The following is a 15,270-nucleotide window of genomic DNA, read 5'->3' as shown; positions in this document are numbered from 1 at the left end:
GTGATCCACTGTGGCAGCACGACCGTTGAACGAGATCGTCGAGCCGGGCTGGGCCCGGGCTCTGGAGCCGGTGGCGGGGCAGATCGCCGCCATGGGCGACTTCCTGCGCGCAGAGATCGCGGCGGGGAGGCAGTACGTACCGGCGGGAGCCAACGTGCTGCGCGCCTTCCAACAACCCTTCGACGAGGTCAAGGTACTGATCGTCGGGCAGGATCCCTATCCCACGCCCGGACACGCGGTGGGGCTGTCCTTCTCGGTCGCCCCCGACGTACGACCGGTACCGCCGAGCCTCGACAACATCTTCCTGGAGATGCACCGGGACATCGGCACCGGACGCCCGGCGAACGGCGACCTCACCCCGTGGACCCGGCAGGGCGTCCTGCTGCTCAACAGGTCGCTCACGACCGCGCCCCGGCGCTCCAACGCGCACCAGGGCAAGGGCTGGGAGGCCGTCACCGACCAGGCCATCCGGGCCCTGGCCGCGCGCGGCAAGCCGCTGGTCTCCATCCTCTGGGGACGGGCTGCCCGCAACCTGCGGCCGCTGCTCGGCGAGCTGCCCGTCGTGGAGTCCTCGCACCCCTCCCCCAAGTCGGCCGACTACGGCTTCTTCGGCTCCCGGCCGTTCAGCCGGACGAACGAGTTGCTGGTGGGTCAGGGGTCACAGCCCGTGGACTGGCGCTTGCCGTCCGTCAGTTGAACGTATCTGATATTCACCGGATAAATACGGACAGATGCCTCGCGAGAAGGCCCTGCCCGAACACCTTGTTCCGATAAGCCAGTAGCATGCGGCGCCATGAGCTCCCCCACTGGGCCCGCAAATGGCCTGCCCGTACGAATGCCGCGACCCCGCCAGACCGGACGGCACCGCCGGCCCGAGCCCGCGGTGGCGCCCGAGGGCGCGCCCGCGCTGGTGCTCGCCGTGCCCGGTGCCCCCTCGGCCGCCTCGCGAGGGCTCGCGGAAGAGATCATCAGCATCGGCCGCTCCGAGCTGCCGGGCCTCGACGCCCGGATCGGCTTCCTCGAAGGTGACGACGACACCGAGTTCCCGTCGCTGTCCGGCGTCCTGAGCGCCGTCGCGACCGAGCGCGTCGCGCGCGCGGAGTTCGCCCGCGCGGCCGGCCACGAGGTGCCCGCGCCGACCGGCCCGGACGCCGTGGTCGTGCCGCTGCTGGCCGGCCCCGACAGCGATCTGCTCCGCCGGATCCGCCAGGCGTTGATGGACTCCTCGGCCGCCGCCGAGCTGGCCGACGTGCTCGGCCCGCACCCGCTCCTCGCCGAGGGCCTGCACGTGCGGCTCTCCGAGGCGGGGCTGGCCCGCGCCGACCGCGCCCGGCTCTTCACCGTGACCACCGCCGCCGACGGCATCGTCCTGGCCACCACCGGCGGCGAGGAGGCCGTTCAGGCCGCCGGGATCACGGGCATGCTGCTCGCCGCCCGGCTCGCCGTGCCCGTCAAGGCCGCCGCGCTCGACCAGGAGGGCTCGGTGGCCGCGGTCGCCGAGCAGCTGCGCCGCGAGGGCTCCACGCTGCTCGCGCTCGCCCCGTACCTGATCGGCCCGGAGGCCGCCGACGGGCTCCTCGACACCGCCTGCAAGGAGGCCGACTGCGCCACCGCCGAGGTGCTCGGCGCCTACGGCGCGCTCGGCAAGCTGGCCGTCGCGCAGTACGCCGCGGCTCTCGGGATCGCCCAGGACGCCGCCGCACACTGACCCGCCCGTACGACGCGCAGGGCCCCCGATCGCCACGATCTCCCGTGGCCGTCGGGGGCCCTTTCGCACGCCCGGGCGCGCCCGCATCAGCCGAGGACCACGCAGGTGGCTGCGGGCACGGCCAGCGAGCCGGCCCGGTGCGGCTGGCCGGTCAGCGGGTCCACGTCGAACCAGGTGACGTCCCCCGAGCGCTCGTTGGCGGCGTAGAGCCGGTTCCCCGAGGGGTCGGCGGCGAGATCGCGCGGCCACGCGCCGCCGCAGTGCACGGCGCCGGTGAGCCGCGGCTTGCCGGGCCCGTCGGCGAGGGAGAGGGTGACGAGCTCGTCGACCCCGCGGACGGCCGCCCAGACGAACCTGCCGTCGGGCGAGGCGACGATCGCCGAGGGGTAGGCCCGTACGGCCCCTGGAGCGCCCTCGGAGGCCACCGGGACCTCGCCGACCGGTTCCAGTCGCCCGGACGCGCCGTTCCAGCGGCAGACGGTCACCTGCGGCTCCAGCTCGTGCAGTACGTACGCCACCGCGCCCTCCGGGTGGAAGGCGAGGTGGCGGGGGCCGGTCCCGGCGCGCAGTGCGGTCTCGGAGTGCACCCGCAGCGCCCCGGTGGCCCGGTCCAGCGCACAGACCCGTACCGAGTCGGTGCCGAGGTCCACGCTGAGCACCCAGCGACCGGTCGGGTCGGGCAGCACCTGATGGGCGTGCGGGCCCTCCTGCCGGCCGGTGTCGGGGCCGGAACCCCGGTGCGGCAGGACGCGGGAGGGGCCGCCCGGGCGGCCGTCGGCGGCGAGCGGGAGGCTACTGACACTGCCGGAGGTGTAGTTGGCGGTGAGCAGGCTGCGCCCGGTGACGCTGAGGTGGGTGGGCCCGGAGCCCCCGACGCGGACCGCCGCGCCGAGGGGGGCGAGGCCCGCCGCGGTGGGCCGGAAGGCGACGACCGCGCCGCGCTCGATCTCGTTCACCGCGTAGAGCACGCCGGTGGAGCGGGAGAGCGCGAGGTACGAGGGGTCCTCGGCTGCGGTGACCGCGAGCGGGGTCAGCGCCCCGGTCTTCGGATCCACGGCCGCGGTGGTGACACCGCGACCGCCGGCCGAGGTGAACGAGCCGATGTAGGCCCGGGGTTCACCGCTCCGGTCCTTGCTGTTCGCGCCGCGCACGTCAAGCGCCTCTCACCGCTGCCGGATCCGTCCGGAGCCGACGGTAACAGAAGGTCTAGACCAGATCCCGCCCCTGGGACCGCTCCAGCGCGCCGGGGTGGTGGACGTAGGCCGTGCTGCTGCCGCGGTCCTCGTAGGTGCGGTGGAAGACCGGGGTCGCGGAGCCGGAGATCGGCGGCACGATCCAGGACCAGTCCGCGCCCACCTCGCGCCCCTTGCGCTCCTCCCGCTCCATGTGCGACAGGAAGCGCCGGGACTCGGTGTGGTGGTCGGTGATCGTGACCCCGGCGCGGTCGAAGGAGTGCAGGACGGCCCGGTTCAGTTCGACGAGCGCGCGGTCCTTCCAGAGGGACCGGTCGCTGGAGGTGTCCAGGCCCAGGCGGCGGGCGACGGCGGGCAGCAGGTTGTACCGGTCGGTGTCGGCGAGGTTGCGCGCGCCGATCTCGGTGCCCATGTACCAGCCGTTGAACGGCGCGGCCGGGTAGTGGATGCCGCCGATCTCCAGGCACATGTTGGAGATCGCGGGTACGGCGTGCCAGCGCAGCCCCCAGTCCGACCAGCCGTCGCCGTCGGGATGGTCGATCGGCACCTCGAGGACGGCGTCCGCGGGGGTGTCGAACCAGCGGGGTTTGTCGTCGACGCCCTGGACCACCAGCGGCAGGAGGTCGAAGGGGGTGCCGGGGCCGCCGGGCCAGCCGAGCTGGAGGAGGGCCTCGGTGAGCGGGGCGTTGCGGGCGTCTCCGACGGTCATCGACGGGTGGTCTCCGTAGCCCGCGTACCGCACCAGCTGCTCGCTCCAGATCAGCGGGCCGGGCCGGGCCGGGGTGTCCGGGGCGAAGACCGTGATGGTGGCCCTGATCCGACCCCCGTTGGTCGCCTCGCGCAGGTGGTCGAAGCACTCGGCGGCGATGTCGTCGGCGTCGCCGAGGTCGCGGCGGTCGCGGACCCGCAGCGAGTTCCAGTAGAGCCGACCTATGCACCGGTTGCTGTTGCGCCAGGCCACTCGGGCCCCGTGGACCAGCTCCTCGGGGGTGTGCACGTAGCTGCCGGTCTCGGCGAGCTCGGCCCTCACGGCGGCGAGCCGGACGCGCGGATCGCCGGCGTCCGCGTTCTCCCGATGGAAGAGTCGGATGAACTCCTCGGCCGCTTCCCACACCTGAGCGGCAGTGGAGCGTTGTTGAAGAATTTCCATTCCGGGCGGTTACCCCCTGTCCGACCAGATCCACCCTGTACGTGCCCGATGAATGTGCAATCCACAATCACCCGTTGTACATGCCGCAGGTCAAGCATGGGGTGATGGCAGCGAAGGGCACCCCTACGGGTGATCCTTCGCGGATCGGACCACAGCGGGGCACGCGGAGGCGTACGATCCGGCGCGTTGCGGGAGTCGACCGTGCGCCGGTTCAGCGGCAGGGGCGGCTCATGTAGAGCGCCTGCTCGCCGGCCGCCGGCGTGCCGCCGTACAGCGCGGTGTCGAGGCCGCAGAAGGTGAATCCCATGCGCCGATAGGCGTGCACCGCGGGGGCGTTGACCGAGCTGACCTCCAACCACAGGTGCTCCGCGCCCCGTTCACGGGCGAACCGCTCGGCGCACTCCATCAGCGCGCGACCGATGCCGCGGCCCCGGTGGCCGGGCGAGACCTCGATGTCCTCGACGGTCAGCCGCCGGTTCCAGGGGGCGTAGCCGACGGCGACGAACCCGCAGAGCAGGTCGCCGTCGAGGGCCACGAAGGTCCGCGCGTCGGCGTCCGGGTCCTGCCCGCCGCCGAAGACCTGCTCGTCGTGCTCCTCCGGCGGGAACGCCTTGTGCACGGGCGGGTCCACGGGAACCTCCCGGAGCAAGAAGCCGAAGCCCGCGCCGCCGCCCGGGCCGGGGTCACTCACCTCGAAGACCGTGGCGGTGGTGAAGGAGCTGTCCAGGGCCTCGATGGCGCCCGCGTCCTCGGGACGGGCGGGGCGGTAGACGATTCCGTCGGCTGAACCGTGTGCGGTGGTCATGAGATCCACCGTACGCAAAAAATCCCCCGGCCGAATTGGCTGCCGAGGGAGGGGAGAGCGTATATTCAATAGTTCACGACTTCGCCTGAATCAAAGTCGTGGTGAAGCTCACGAGGACACCGTATCGCGGCAGGAGTGCAATTGTCAACCGAGGAATTCCGGAAAGAGCAGCAATTCGTCACCGACCTCTATAGGCGCCTCGACGGTCTGCGTGACCAGGCCGAACGGGCGGTCGAAGGGGCGCTGCGCGATGTCGGTACCGGGTTTCAGGCACGCCTGGAGCGGGACGTCCTGGTCGCCGAGCAGTCCGGTCTGCTTTCCGCCCTGAATGCGGGCGAGAACGGCCTCTGTTTCGGCCGTCTGGAGTTCTCCGACGGCCGGGACCACCACATCGGTCGGCTCGGAATCCGGGCCGATGACGCGGAGCGCACTCCCCTGGTCCTGGACTGGCGGGCGGACGTGGCCCGCCCCTTCTACCTCGCCACCGGTCACACCCCCATGGGGCTGCGCCGCCGCCGACACATCAGCAGCCGGGGGCGCGTGGTCACCGCCCTGCACGACGAGATCCTCGACCTGACCGACGCGGAGCGCACCGGCCACGAGGGCGCCGACGCGGACGCCGTGCTCCTCGCCGCGCTCGACGCCGCCCGGACCGGCCGGATGCACGACATCGTGCGCACCATCCAGGCCGAGCAGGACCGGATCATCCGCTCCACGCACCGCGGGGTGCTCGTCGTCGAGGGCGGTCCCGGCACCGGAAAGACCGCGGTCGCGCTGCACCGCGCCGCGTACCTGCTGTACGCGCACCGGGAGCTGCTCGCCCAGCGCGGCGTGCTGATCGTCGGACCGGGCCCGGCCTTCCTCGGCTACATCGGCGGGGTGCTCCCGGCCCTCGGCGAGACGGGCGTACTGCTGGCCACTCCGGGCGAGCTCTTCCCCGGCGTGCACGCCACCGCCGCCGACCGCCCCGGGGCCGCCGCGGTGAAGGGGCGGGCCGCGATGGCGGAGGTCCTCGCCAAGGTGGTGGCCGACCGGCAGTGCCTGCCGGAGACCGTACCGGCGGACACCGGCGAGGAGTACGACACCGTCCCCGAGCCCGCGCTGGAGATCGACCACGAGGAGTACGGCACCCTGCTGCTGGACCGCACCATGGCGTACGGGGCGCGGGACCGGGCCCGGGCCACCGGGCTGCCGCACAACCAGGCGCGTCCCTCCTTCGCCTTCCCGATCATCGATGCGCTCACCGCGCAGCTCGCCGACCGGCTGGGCGCCGACCCGTACGGCGGTCCGAACCTGCTGGGCTCGGACGACATCGCCCAGCTCGGCAAGGAGATCGCGACGAGCGCGGCCGTGCAGGCGGCGATCGATGCGCTGTGGCCCTCGCTCACCCCCCAGCGGCTGATCTCCGACTTCCTGGCGGACCCCACGCACCTGCCCGCGCACGAGGCCGACCTGATCCGGCGGGCGCCCGCGGCCCGGCCGGACTGGACCCCGGCCGACGTGCCGCTCCTGGACGAGGCCGCCGAGCTGCTCGGCGAGGACGACACCGCCCGGCGGGCCGCCGAGGAGCGCGACCGGCAGCGGCGCATCGCTTACGCGCAGGGGGTGCTGGACCTGTCCGAGGGCTCCCAGTCGTACGAGTTCGAGGACGAGGAGAGCGAGTACCTCGCGGCCCACGACATCATCGACGCGGAGCGGATGGCCGAGCGCCACGAGGAGGCCGACCACCGCAGCACCGCCGAGCGGGCCGCGGCCGACCGCACCTGGGCCTTCGGGCACGTGATCGTGGACGAGGCGCAGGAGCTGTCGGCGATGGCGTGGCGGCTGCTGATGCGGCGCTGCCCGACCCGGTCGATGACCCTGGTCGGCGATCCGGCGCAGACCGCCGACGAAGCGGGGTGCGGCTCGTGGGAGCGGGTCCTGTCGCCGTACGTGGGCGAGCGCTGGGAGCTGGTCCGGCTGGGGGTCAACTACCGCACTCCGGCCGAGATCATGGAGGTGGCGGCGGCCCTGCTGCGGACGCGCGATCCCGGCTTCGAACCGCCGCGTTCGGTACGGGCCACCGGGGTGCGGCCGTGGGTGCAGGCGACCGGCGACCTGACGGCGGCGACGCGGGAGGCCGTGGCGCGGGAGCTGCCGGCCGAGGGCCGGCTCGCGGTGATCGCGCCGCGGGCGCGGCACGCGGCGCTGGGCGCCGTACTGCCGGGGGTGCGCGCGGGAGCGGAGCCGGACCTGACCCAGCAGGTGGTCCTGCTGGACCCGCGCCAGGCCAAGGGGCTGGAGTTCGACACGGTGATCGTGGTGGAACCGGACGAGCTCCGGCCGAGCGACCTGTACGTGGCGCTGACCCGGGCCACCCAGGCCCTCGGAGTGGTGCACACCGCCGGCCGGCTGCCGGCGGGGTTGGCGGACGTCCCGGAGGGGCTGCTCAGGCGCTGATGACCAGCGGCGCCCGGGGGTCGGTGCGCAGCGGGGTCGCCAGTGCCACGAGGGCGTGCTCCAGGCCGTGGAGATGGGCGAGGGCCGGTTCCGCGGCGGCGGGCCGGGGGTGCGGCACGGTGGTGGGCCCGGGAGTGCCGTGCGGGGCGGTCAGGGCCTCCACCGCGGCCTCCACGCGCCAGCAGGCGGCGGCCAGCCGGGCGTCGTGCGAGGCCTGCGGGTCAGCGGCGACGGCGACCAGCCCGCGCACGTCCCGGGCGCAGTCGTCGAGCAGCGCGAGCACCTGCCGGGCCCGGGCCTTGCGGGCGCGCAGCGGGCTGAGCGGGTGGACGAGCGGCGCGAGCGCCATCCGTACCCGGCCCAGCAACAGCTCGAGCTCGGCGGCGTGCGGGGCGGGGTCGGCGTCCGGGTCGCCCGCGAGGCGGTCCAGGGCGGCCGCGGTGGAGGCGCGCACGCAGTGCAGGGCGCGCTGGATCCACGCGTCGTTGGCGGCGTGGGTGGTGACCGGAAGGATGAGCACGACGGCGAGGGCGGCGCCGAGCGCGCCGATGGCCGTCTCCTGGAAGCGCAGGAGCAGCAGTCCGGGGTGCAGGACGCCGAGGAGCCCGTAGAGCAGCCCGGCCATGACGGTGACGAAGAACATCATCCAGGAGTACGAGGGCGCGGCCGTGTAGAAGATCCCGAAGACGCATACGGCGACCAGGGCCGCGGTGGGCGCCGGCGCGCCGTGCAGGGGTACGGCGATCAGCAGCCCGGCGGCGATGCCGAGGACGGTACCGAGCACGCGGCGGAAGCCCCGGACGAGGGTCTCGCCCCGGGAGGCGGTGTTCACGAAGATCCACCAGGAGGTGCCGACGGCCCAGTACCAGCGGTCGTCGGAGAGCGCCTGGCCGATGCCGAGCGCGAAGGCGCAGGCGGCGGTGGCCTGGAAGGCCTGCCGGGTGGTCGGCCGCGCAAGCCCGGTTCCGGGCAGGCCGGGCGGGGCCGCGGGGGGCGGGGTGCGCCGCTCGATGGGCCACAGCACGAAGCGCACGGCCCCGGCGGCCAGGAGCGCCAGGCCGACGGCGGCGTACAGCTCGGGCAACTGCCCGGGCCGGGCGTGCAGGAACTGGGTGACGAAGAACATCATGAACGCGAAGATCCCGAGGGCGTGTCCGCGCGGGCCGAAGCGGCGGGCGTACACCCCGGCGAACACGACGGCGAGGAAGGCGCCGTCCCGGGCGAGCGGCACCCCGTGCAGGGTGGTGGCGAGGGCCAGGACGGGGAATCCGGCGACGGGCAGCAGGGCGGTGGTCCGGCGCTGGGCGCGGACGTCCGCGTCGAGCACGGTGAAGAGGGCGAGCAGGGCCGCCAGTCCCCCGGTGATGGAGGCGGTCAGGGAGAGGCCGCACACCTCGGCGAGGGCGACGGCGGCGACGACGCCGATCACCGCGCGGGCCGAGTTCCGCAGTCTCATACGCCCCGGATCCGGAGCCACGAACATCCTCTTCACGGCGGTGTGCCGCCCCCCTTGCAGTGGTGCGCGCCGGCCCGGTGCCGCCCGGGGGTGGTGGGCGGTGGACGGGCACGGCGAAGGCGCCGCGCTCCGGAACCGGCTTCATTGCCGTCCGGCGCTGCGCGGCGCCGTAAGTACATGGATACGCCACAGATAAGCATCCGCGGGCCCACTGGCTCAACCGAGCTCGCCGACACTGGGCCATTGGTACATCCTGTAAGCCGACTCGTCGGCCATGGACCTACCAACGGACCAGCCCGCCGGGCGCCCTCCGGCGACCCGGGTCACGGCCCCGACGGGCCCGGCGCACCGGCCGGGACCCGCCCTCGTGACCGACTCTCGTCCACGTGACCACGCGCTGTTATCGTGCAGCGACCCGCGGGACGTACGGAAGGGGACCGACGTTGGCGCGCACGGCGGAGTCCGGGGAGGCCGAGGCGTTCAGCCGGGCCGCTGTGGCGGTCTTCCGGCTGAACGGACGGTTCACCGCCGCCCTGGACCGGCTCGCGCTCGCCTCGGGGCTCAGTGCCGCGCGCTGGCAGATACTCAGCACGGTGACGGAAGAGTCACTGTCCGTGTCCGCCGTGGCCCGGCGGTTGGGGACCACCCGGCAGAGCGTGCAGCGCATAGCGGACCTGTTGGTACGGCAGGGGCTCGCGGCCTATCTGGACAACCCGGCGCACCGGCGGGCCAAGCTGCTCACCGCCACCGAGCAGGGCGTGGCCGCGAAACGGGAGATCGACTCCTGTCTCGCCGAGCTGGCGCGGCAGCTGTGCGAGGGCCTCGGCGGCGAGGAAGAGGTATACCGCACGGCCGAGGTGCTGCGCGGCCTGTCCGGCGCGTTGTCGTCCATCGGATCCGACGACTCTCAGTGAGGCCCACGCGCTTGTCCACCGCTATACGGACAAGCTGGCCTGAAACTGCCCATGTTTTTCCCAAGAGTTGACTGCACCGAGAGACGCTCTTTGCGGTACCGTTCGCGCCTGACACGGGGTTTCGAGGCGGGGGACCTTTTGAATCGGTTTGTCTTCAGAGTGCTGGGGCCGCTCCTCATCCAGACCGATGACGGTCCGTTGCGCATCAACGGCCGGCGTCAGGCCACGGTCCTTTCGATGTTGCTGCTCTACGCCGACCGGATCGTTTCGGTGGACACCCTGGTGGACGCCGTTTGGCCGGAATCTCCCCCGGCGACGGCCCGCAACCAGATCGCCATCTGTGTGGCCACCCTCCGCAAGACCTTCAAGCAGGCCGGGGTGACCGATCTGTTGATCACCTCTCCCCCGGGCTACCTGCTGGCCAAGGGAGAGCACCGGATCGACGTCCAGGAGTTCATGGAGCGGGCCGAACAGGGGCGGGACGCCGCCCGGCACGGACGGACCGAGGAGGCGTGCACCGAGTTCGAGGAGGCGCTGAGCATCTGGCGGGGCTCCGCACTGGACGAGCCGTCCGGCTCCCGACTGGAGGCGGAGACCACCAGGCTGGAGCAGATGCGGCTCGCACTGATGGAAGAACGTGCCGGGCTGATGCTCCAGCTGGGCCGCCACCGCGCGCTCACCGGTGAGCTCACCGAGCTGGTGGCCCGCCACCCCCTGCGCGAACAGTGCCGCGAACACCTCATGCTGGCCCTGTACCGGTCGGGGCAGCGGGCCGAGGCCCTCGAGGTGTTCCTGCACGGCCGCCGGTTACTCACCGAGCAGCTCGGGATCGAACCGGGTCCCGGACTTCGCCAGCTGCACGAACTGATCCTGCGCGACTCCCCCGAACTGACCCGGCCCCCCGCCGCGGCGGCGCCCGCGCCGGCGGCCCTGAGCACCATCCCGGCACAACTGCCCGCGGACGTGATGGCGTTCACCGGTCGGCAGCGGGAGATGACCTCGCTGGACCGGCTCCTGAAGGAGCCCTACAACCCGCACACCCCGGCGCTGGCGACCATCGTCGGCGTGGGCGGAGTGGGCAAGACCGCGCTCGCGGTGCACTGGGCGAGCCAGGTCGCCGACCAGTTCCCGGACGGCCAGCTCTTCGCCGATCTGCGCGGGTACGACGAGGAGCACGCACCGGTGTCCCCCGCCGCCGTGCTCGACCGCTTCCTGCGCGCCCTCGGGATCGGCGCGCCCCAGATTCCGGCGGATCCCGACGAGCGGGCCTCGCTGTTCCGGAGCCTGCTCAGCACCCGCAAGACACTGATCGTCCTGGACAACGTACGTTCCTTCCACCAACTCAGACCCCTGCTCCCGGGTGGCGGACGCAGCGTGGTGCTGGCCACCAGCCGGGAGAGCCTGGGCGACCTGACCGGGGACTACACGGCGCTGACCCTGCGGCTGCGGATGCTGGAGCCGACCGAGGCGACGGCGCTGCTGATCAAGCTGGCCGGGGCCGACCGGTTCGGCAGCGACCCGGTGGCGGTGGAACAACTCGGCGCCCTGTGCGACTGCCTTCCCCTCGCGCTGCGGATCGCGGGCGCGCGGCTGGCGGCCAAACCCAATCTGAGCGTACGGAGCCTGGTGGCGCGGCTGCGCGACCACCGCTCCCGCCTCGACGTGCTGAGCCCGGGCGAGGGCGGGGTGCGCGCCGGCTTCCGGCTCACCTACCGGGACCTGCCGCCGGAGACGGCCCGGATGTACCGCAGGCTCGGCCTGCTGCGCACGGCGGACTTCGCCGCCTGGGCGGGGGCGGCCGTACTGGACACCGACGTGTGGCACGCGGAGGAACTGATCGACCACCTGGTCGACGCACAGCTGCTGGAGGTGGCCGAAGCCGAGCCCGGGCGGGCCGCCCGCTACCGCTTCCAGGACCTGCTGCGGCTGTTCGCCCGTGAGCGGGCGGAGTCGGACGAGCCGGAGGGGGAGACCGACGCCGCGCTGGAGCGGGCCTTCGCGTCCTGGCTCTGGCTGGCCGAGGAGGCGCACCGGCGGATCGACGGGCGCCGGTTCCCGGTGGGCCGGACGCCGGCACCGGCCCCGCGCTTCCTGCCGGAGCTGGCCGAAGAGCTGCTGGCCGCGCCGATGGACTGGTTCGAGTCGGAGCGCACCGCCGTCACGGACCTGGTGGCGCACGCGGCGGAGACGGGCCGGGCCCGGTACGCGTGGACGCTGACCGAGAGCGCGGTACCGCACTTCGAGACGAAGAACTACTTGGAGGACTGGCAGCGCTGTGCCGAGCAGGCGCTGGCCTCGGCCCGGCGCTCCGGCGACGAGCCGGGCGAGGCGACGATGCTGCGGCTGCTGGGGTCGCTGGCGATCTACCAGCGGCGCTACGAGCAGGCCGAGGGCTGGAACATGGCCGCGCTGCGGCTGCTGCGCACCACCGGTGACATGGGCGGGGCGGCGCTGGCCCAGCGGAACCTGGCCATGTGCGCACGGTTCCAGGGCGACTGGGAGCGGGCCCTGGAGTACTGCGAGGCGGCCCTCAGCGGGTTCCACGCGTCGGGTGACATCGGGAACGAGGCCCATCTGCTCGGCTTCCAGGCGCAGATCGAGCTGGACCGGGGCAACGTGGGCGGCGCGCTGCCCCTCGCGGAGCGGGCGGTGGCGCTCAGCCGGCGCACCGGGTCGGTACGGGCGGAGGCGCAGAGCGTGTACCGGCTGGCTGAGGTCCGACTGCGGGCGGGAGACCTGGGCGAGGCCGCGGAAGCCTTCGGCGCGGTACTGCGGCTGACCCGGGGCGAGGGCGACCGGGTCGGGGAGGCGCACGCGCTGCGGGGGCTGGGGCAGACGCAGTGGAGCCAGGGCCTGCTGTCGGCGGCGGGAGGGACGCTGCAGCAGGCCCTGGAGATCACGGATGAGCTGGCGGACCGTTTCCTGTACGCCCGGGTGGAGACCGATCTGGGCTGTGTGGAGGCGATCGGCGGCCGCCCGGCGGAGGCGGCGGAGAGGTTCGGGCGGGCACGGGCCGCGTTCGGCGAAGTCGGCGCGCAGCCCTGGCGGGCGCAGGCGGGCCGGCTACTGGCGGCGGTCCAGGGCGCGGCGGGTGGAACGGCCGATGGGGGCGAGCCTGGCGGTGGGGGCGAGCCTGGCGGTGGGGGCGCCGGTGAGCTGCCGCATCGTTCCTTCACCGCGGCGGAACTGACCTCGCTGCTGACGCACCCGGAGGAAGAGAAGGCCTGACGGCCGGCGGCGCGTCGAGCGGGGCGGGGCGGGGCAAGAGGGGGCAGGAGCGGGCGGGTCAGCCCCAGGGCATGTCGCCGTGCTTGCCACCGCCGCCGGGGTGCGGGGGGACCAGCGGCTTGACGACGCCCCAGGGCATGTCGTCGTCGGCCTGCACGGTGGTGTGCGCGTCCGCCAGGACGGCGGAGGCGCCCCCCGCGCCGACGAGCACCCCCGCAAGAACGACCAGGCAGGCCGCCGCCGTCGTGTTCGCCGTCTTCACCGTCAGCGTGCTGCGCATCTGGGAATCCCCTCTCGGTGGAGCATCACTGCCGCTCGCTGCGGCATGAATGGAACAGTAGGGACGCCTCCTTTTTCTTCTGTGTTCCATCGATTTCGTGACCCGGGCCGCCCTCGAAATCGCCACGATATCGAGGAGACAACGCACTCCACTAGCTTCGTTCAGAGATTCTTCTCCATGAATCACGGATGGGGCGGTAGATGGAATTCCGAGTGCTCGGGCCAGTCGAGGTACGCCGGGACGGCCGCCGGGTCGCGTTCTCCGGGGCGAAGCTGCACACCGTGCTCGCGGCGCTCCTCTTGGCCCGTGAAGAGGTGATCTCCGACGAACGGCTGTGCCGACTGCTGTGGGGATGGGCCCCACCGGCCACCGTCAGCGCACAGCTCTACACCTATGTTTCCCGCTTGCGCAAGATTCTCGGCGACGACGTTCTGATCGATCGTCGGCCACCTGGATATGCCATGAGCATCGGTAATGCGACCCTCGACCTGAGCGAATTCGAGAAGCTGGCGCTCAGCGGCCGCGAGGCACTGGTCGCCGAGGACTTCGAAAAGGCCGGTGAGCTGCTGCGCCGCGCCCTGGCCCGGTGGAACGGCCTGCCCTTCGCCAACGCCACGGAATACCTCGCCGACGCCGAGGCGCCCCGGCTGACGGAGGCCCGGGCGGTCACCCTGGAGCACCGCATCGCGGCCGATCTCGCGCTGGGCCGGCACGAGCAGATCACCGGCGAGCTCACCGGACTGGTCGCCGAGTTCCCGCTGCGCGAGCGCATCCGGTGCCAGCTGATGACCGCCCTGTGCCGGTCGGGGCGGCAGGCGGACGCCATCCACCTCTACCACCACGGCCGCGTGGTGCTCGCCGACGAGCTGGGCGTCAACCCCGGCGAGGAGCTCCAGGCCACCTACCGGGCGCTGTTGGAAGGCACGCTGGACCGGCGGCCGCGCTCCGCGCCCGCCGTGTTGACCGGCCCCCGGCGAGATGCCACCGGCCGCCCGGACGGCGCCCCGGCCATGCTGCCCCCCGACACCGTCGACTTCACGGGCCGGGAGCCCGAACTGGAGCTGCTGTGCCGTGCGCTGGCCCCCGATGCGCAGGGCCCCGGGCGGCCCCGCCGGGTCCTGGTCACGGGCATGGCCGGACTCGGCAAGACCGCCCTGGCCGTCCACGCGGCCCACCGCTGCCAACGACACTTCCCCGACGGGCAGTTGTACGCCGACCTGCGCGAGCCCGACGGCACTCCCCGGCACCCCACCCGGGTGCTGCGCGGGCTGCTGCGCGCGCTGGGGCCGCTGGACGACGTACTGGACACCGAGGAGCAGGACCAGCTGGTCCGGCTCTACCGGGAGCGGACCCGGGGCAGGCAGCTGCTGATCGTGCTGGACAACGCCTCCGGGGCGGCGCAGTTGGGGCCGCTGCTGCCCAACACCCCGGAGCCGGCGGTCCTGGTCACCGGGCGGACCGCCCTGCCCACCGTGGCCGGGGCGCACACCGTGGCCCTGGCTCCCCTGGCGCGCCGGGACTCGTTGGAGCTGCTCTCGGCAGCGGCCGGTCCCGCCCGGGTGGCCTCGGCGCCCGGTGCGGCGTCCGCGATCGTCGAGCACTGCGCCGGTCTGCCGCTGGCCCTGCGGATCGTCGGGACCAGGATCGCCGCCCGGCCGCACTCCACCCCGGACCGACTGGCCCGCCGGCTCGCGGATCCGGTCACCCGGCTGCGGGAGCTGCACTCGGGCGATCAGGACGTGCACGGCTCGCTGCTGCCGTCCTGGCGGGCGCTGGACCCCGAGGTGCGGGCGGCGTTCCCGGCGCTGGCCGCGCTCGGTCCGCAGCCGTTCCCCGCCGCGGCGGCGGCGCTGTCGCTCGGCCTGCCGGAGACCGAGGCCGAGCGGCTGCTGGAGGCGCTCGCCGACGCGGCCCTGCTGGAGGTCAGCGGCGCGGACGAGTGGGGCCAGCCCTGCTACCTGTTCCATCCGCTCGTACGGCTCTTCGCGCTCTCCCTGGACGAGGGGGCCGCGGCCGACCGCGGAGCCGCCGCCGGGGCGGAACATAACCGGCGGCTAACTCACCGACCCTAGCCTCGCCCTGCCCCGCAGCAGGGCG

Annotated in this window: 11 protein-coding genes; 6 read left to right on the top strand and 5 right to left on the bottom strand. The window is 73.4% G+C overall.

The window, feature by feature from the left end:
- The first annotated feature begins 10 nt into the window (after nucleotides 1–10).
- The gene (locus tag OG594_RS17320; RefSeq protein WP_266599799.1) at nucleotides 11–697 is read left to right on the top strand and encodes a uracil-DNA glycosylase; all 687 of its coding nucleotides are present in this window, start codon (nucleotides 11–13) and stop codon (nucleotides 695–697) included.
- 96 nt (nucleotides 698–793) lie between these two features.
- Complete coding sequence (locus OG594_RS17315; RefSeq protein WP_266599797.1) at nucleotides 794–1,708, top strand: sirohydrochlorin chelatase; 915 nt, start codon at nucleotides 794–796, stop codon at nucleotides 1,706–1,708.
- Nucleotides 1,709–1,794: 86 nt separating this feature from the next.
- Here the strand turns inward: OG594_RS17315 and OG594_RS17310 are convergent, their stop codons facing one another.
- From OG594_RS17310 to OG594_RS17300, 3 genes are all read right to left on the bottom strand, one after another.
- Entirely contained in the window at nucleotides 1,795–2,859 is a 1,065-nt protein-coding gene (locus OG594_RS17310; RefSeq protein WP_266599795.1) for a lactonase family protein, read from the bottom strand.
- A gap of 55 nt (nucleotides 2,860–2,914) precedes the next feature.
- The gene (locus OG594_RS17305) at nucleotides 2,915–4,051 is read right to left on the bottom strand and encodes a nitric oxide synthase oxygenase (protein ID WP_266599793.1); all 1,137 of its coding nucleotides are present in this window, start codon (nucleotides 4,049–4,051) and stop codon (nucleotides 2,915–2,917) included.
- Between the two features lie 211 nt (nucleotides 4,052–4,262).
- Entirely contained in the window at nucleotides 4,263–4,856 is a 594-nt protein-coding gene (locus tag OG594_RS17300) for a GNAT family N-acetyltransferase (protein ID WP_266599791.1), read from the bottom strand.
- 141 nt (nucleotides 4,857–4,997) lie between these two features.
- Here OG594_RS17300 and OG594_RS17295 point away from each other — a divergent pair, with 141 nt between their 5' ends.
- On the top strand, nucleotides 4,998–7,295 hold the full coding sequence (locus tag OG594_RS17295) for an ATP-binding domain-containing protein (RefSeq protein ID WP_266599789.1): 2,298 nt from the start codon (nucleotides 4,998–5,000) through the stop codon (nucleotides 7,293–7,295).
- On the opposite strand, the gene OG594_RS17290 is transcribed toward OG594_RS17295, so the two are convergent.
- A complete protein-coding gene (locus OG594_RS17290) occupies nucleotides 7,285–8,778 on the bottom strand; it encodes an FUSC family protein (protein ID WP_266602989.1) in 1,494 nt (497 codons plus the stop codon). The two genes, OG594_RS17295 and OG594_RS17290, sit on opposite strands and share 11 nt — an antisense overlap.
- A 416-nt stretch (nucleotides 8,779–9,194) precedes the next feature.
- On the opposite strand from OG594_RS17290, the gene OG594_RS17285 reads away from it, so the two are divergent.
- Nucleotides 9,195–9,665: a MarR family winged helix-turn-helix transcriptional regulator gene (locus OG594_RS17285; RefSeq protein WP_266599787.1), complete on the top strand. Its 471-nt coding sequence runs from the start codon at nucleotides 9,195–9,197 to the stop codon at nucleotides 9,663–9,665.
- A gap of 159 nt (nucleotides 9,666–9,824) precedes the next feature.
- Nucleotides 9,825–12,893, top strand: coding sequence for a BTAD domain-containing putative transcriptional regulator (locus OG594_RS17280; RefSeq protein ID WP_266599785.1), 3,069 nt, complete (start codon nucleotides 9,825–9,827; stop codon nucleotides 12,891–12,893).
- A gap of 58 nt (nucleotides 12,894–12,951) precedes the next feature.
- On the opposite strand, the gene OG594_RS17275 is transcribed toward OG594_RS17280, so the two are convergent.
- Entirely contained in the window at nucleotides 12,952–13,173 is a 222-nt protein-coding gene (locus OG594_RS17275) for a hypothetical protein (protein ID WP_266599783.1), read from the bottom strand.
- 200 nt (nucleotides 13,174–13,373) lie between these two features.
- Here OG594_RS17275 and OG594_RS17270 point away from each other — a divergent pair, with 200 nt between their 5' ends.
- Nucleotides 13,374–15,245, top strand: coding sequence for an AfsR/SARP family transcriptional regulator (locus OG594_RS17270; protein ID WP_266599781.1), 1,872 nt, complete (start codon nucleotides 13,374–13,376; stop codon nucleotides 15,243–15,245).
- The last annotated feature ends 25 nt before the right edge of the window (nucleotides 15,246–15,270 follow it).

Source organism: Streptomyces sp. NBC_01214 (assembly GCF_026340975.1).
Classification (GTDB): Bacteria; Actinomycetota; Actinomycetes; order Streptomycetales; family Streptomycetaceae; genus Streptomyces.
Note: the sequence above shows the minus strand (reverse complement) of the source record. Positions and strands in the feature narration are given on the sequence as shown.

What these genes read in the sequence shown, in the direction of transcription:
- OG594_RS17305 (WP_266599793.1), bottom strand. Translation starts at nt 4,051, where the DNA reads ATGGAAATTCTTCAACAACGCTCCACTGCCGCTCAGGTGTGGGAAGCG.
- OG594_RS17275 (WP_266599783.1), bottom strand. Translation starts at nt 13,173, where the DNA reads ATGCGCAGCACGCTGACGGTGAAGACGGCGAACACGACGGCGGCGGCC.
- OG594_RS17270 (WP_266599781.1), top strand. Translation starts at nt 13,374, where the DNA reads ATGGAATTCCGAGTGCTCGGGCCAGTCGAGGTACGCCGGGACGGCCGC.
- OG594_RS17300 (WP_266599791.1), bottom strand. Translation starts at nt 4,856, where the DNA reads ATGACCACCGCACACGGTTCAGCCGACGGAATCGTCTACCGCCCCGCC.
- OG594_RS17290 (WP_266602989.1), bottom strand. Translation starts at nt 8,778, where the DNA reads ATGTTCGTGGCTCCGGATCCGGGGCGTATGAGACTGCGGAACTCGGCC.
- OG594_RS17315 (WP_266599797.1), top strand. Translation starts at nt 794, where the DNA reads ATGAGCTCCCCCACTGGGCCCGCAAATGGCCTGCCCGTACGAATGCCG.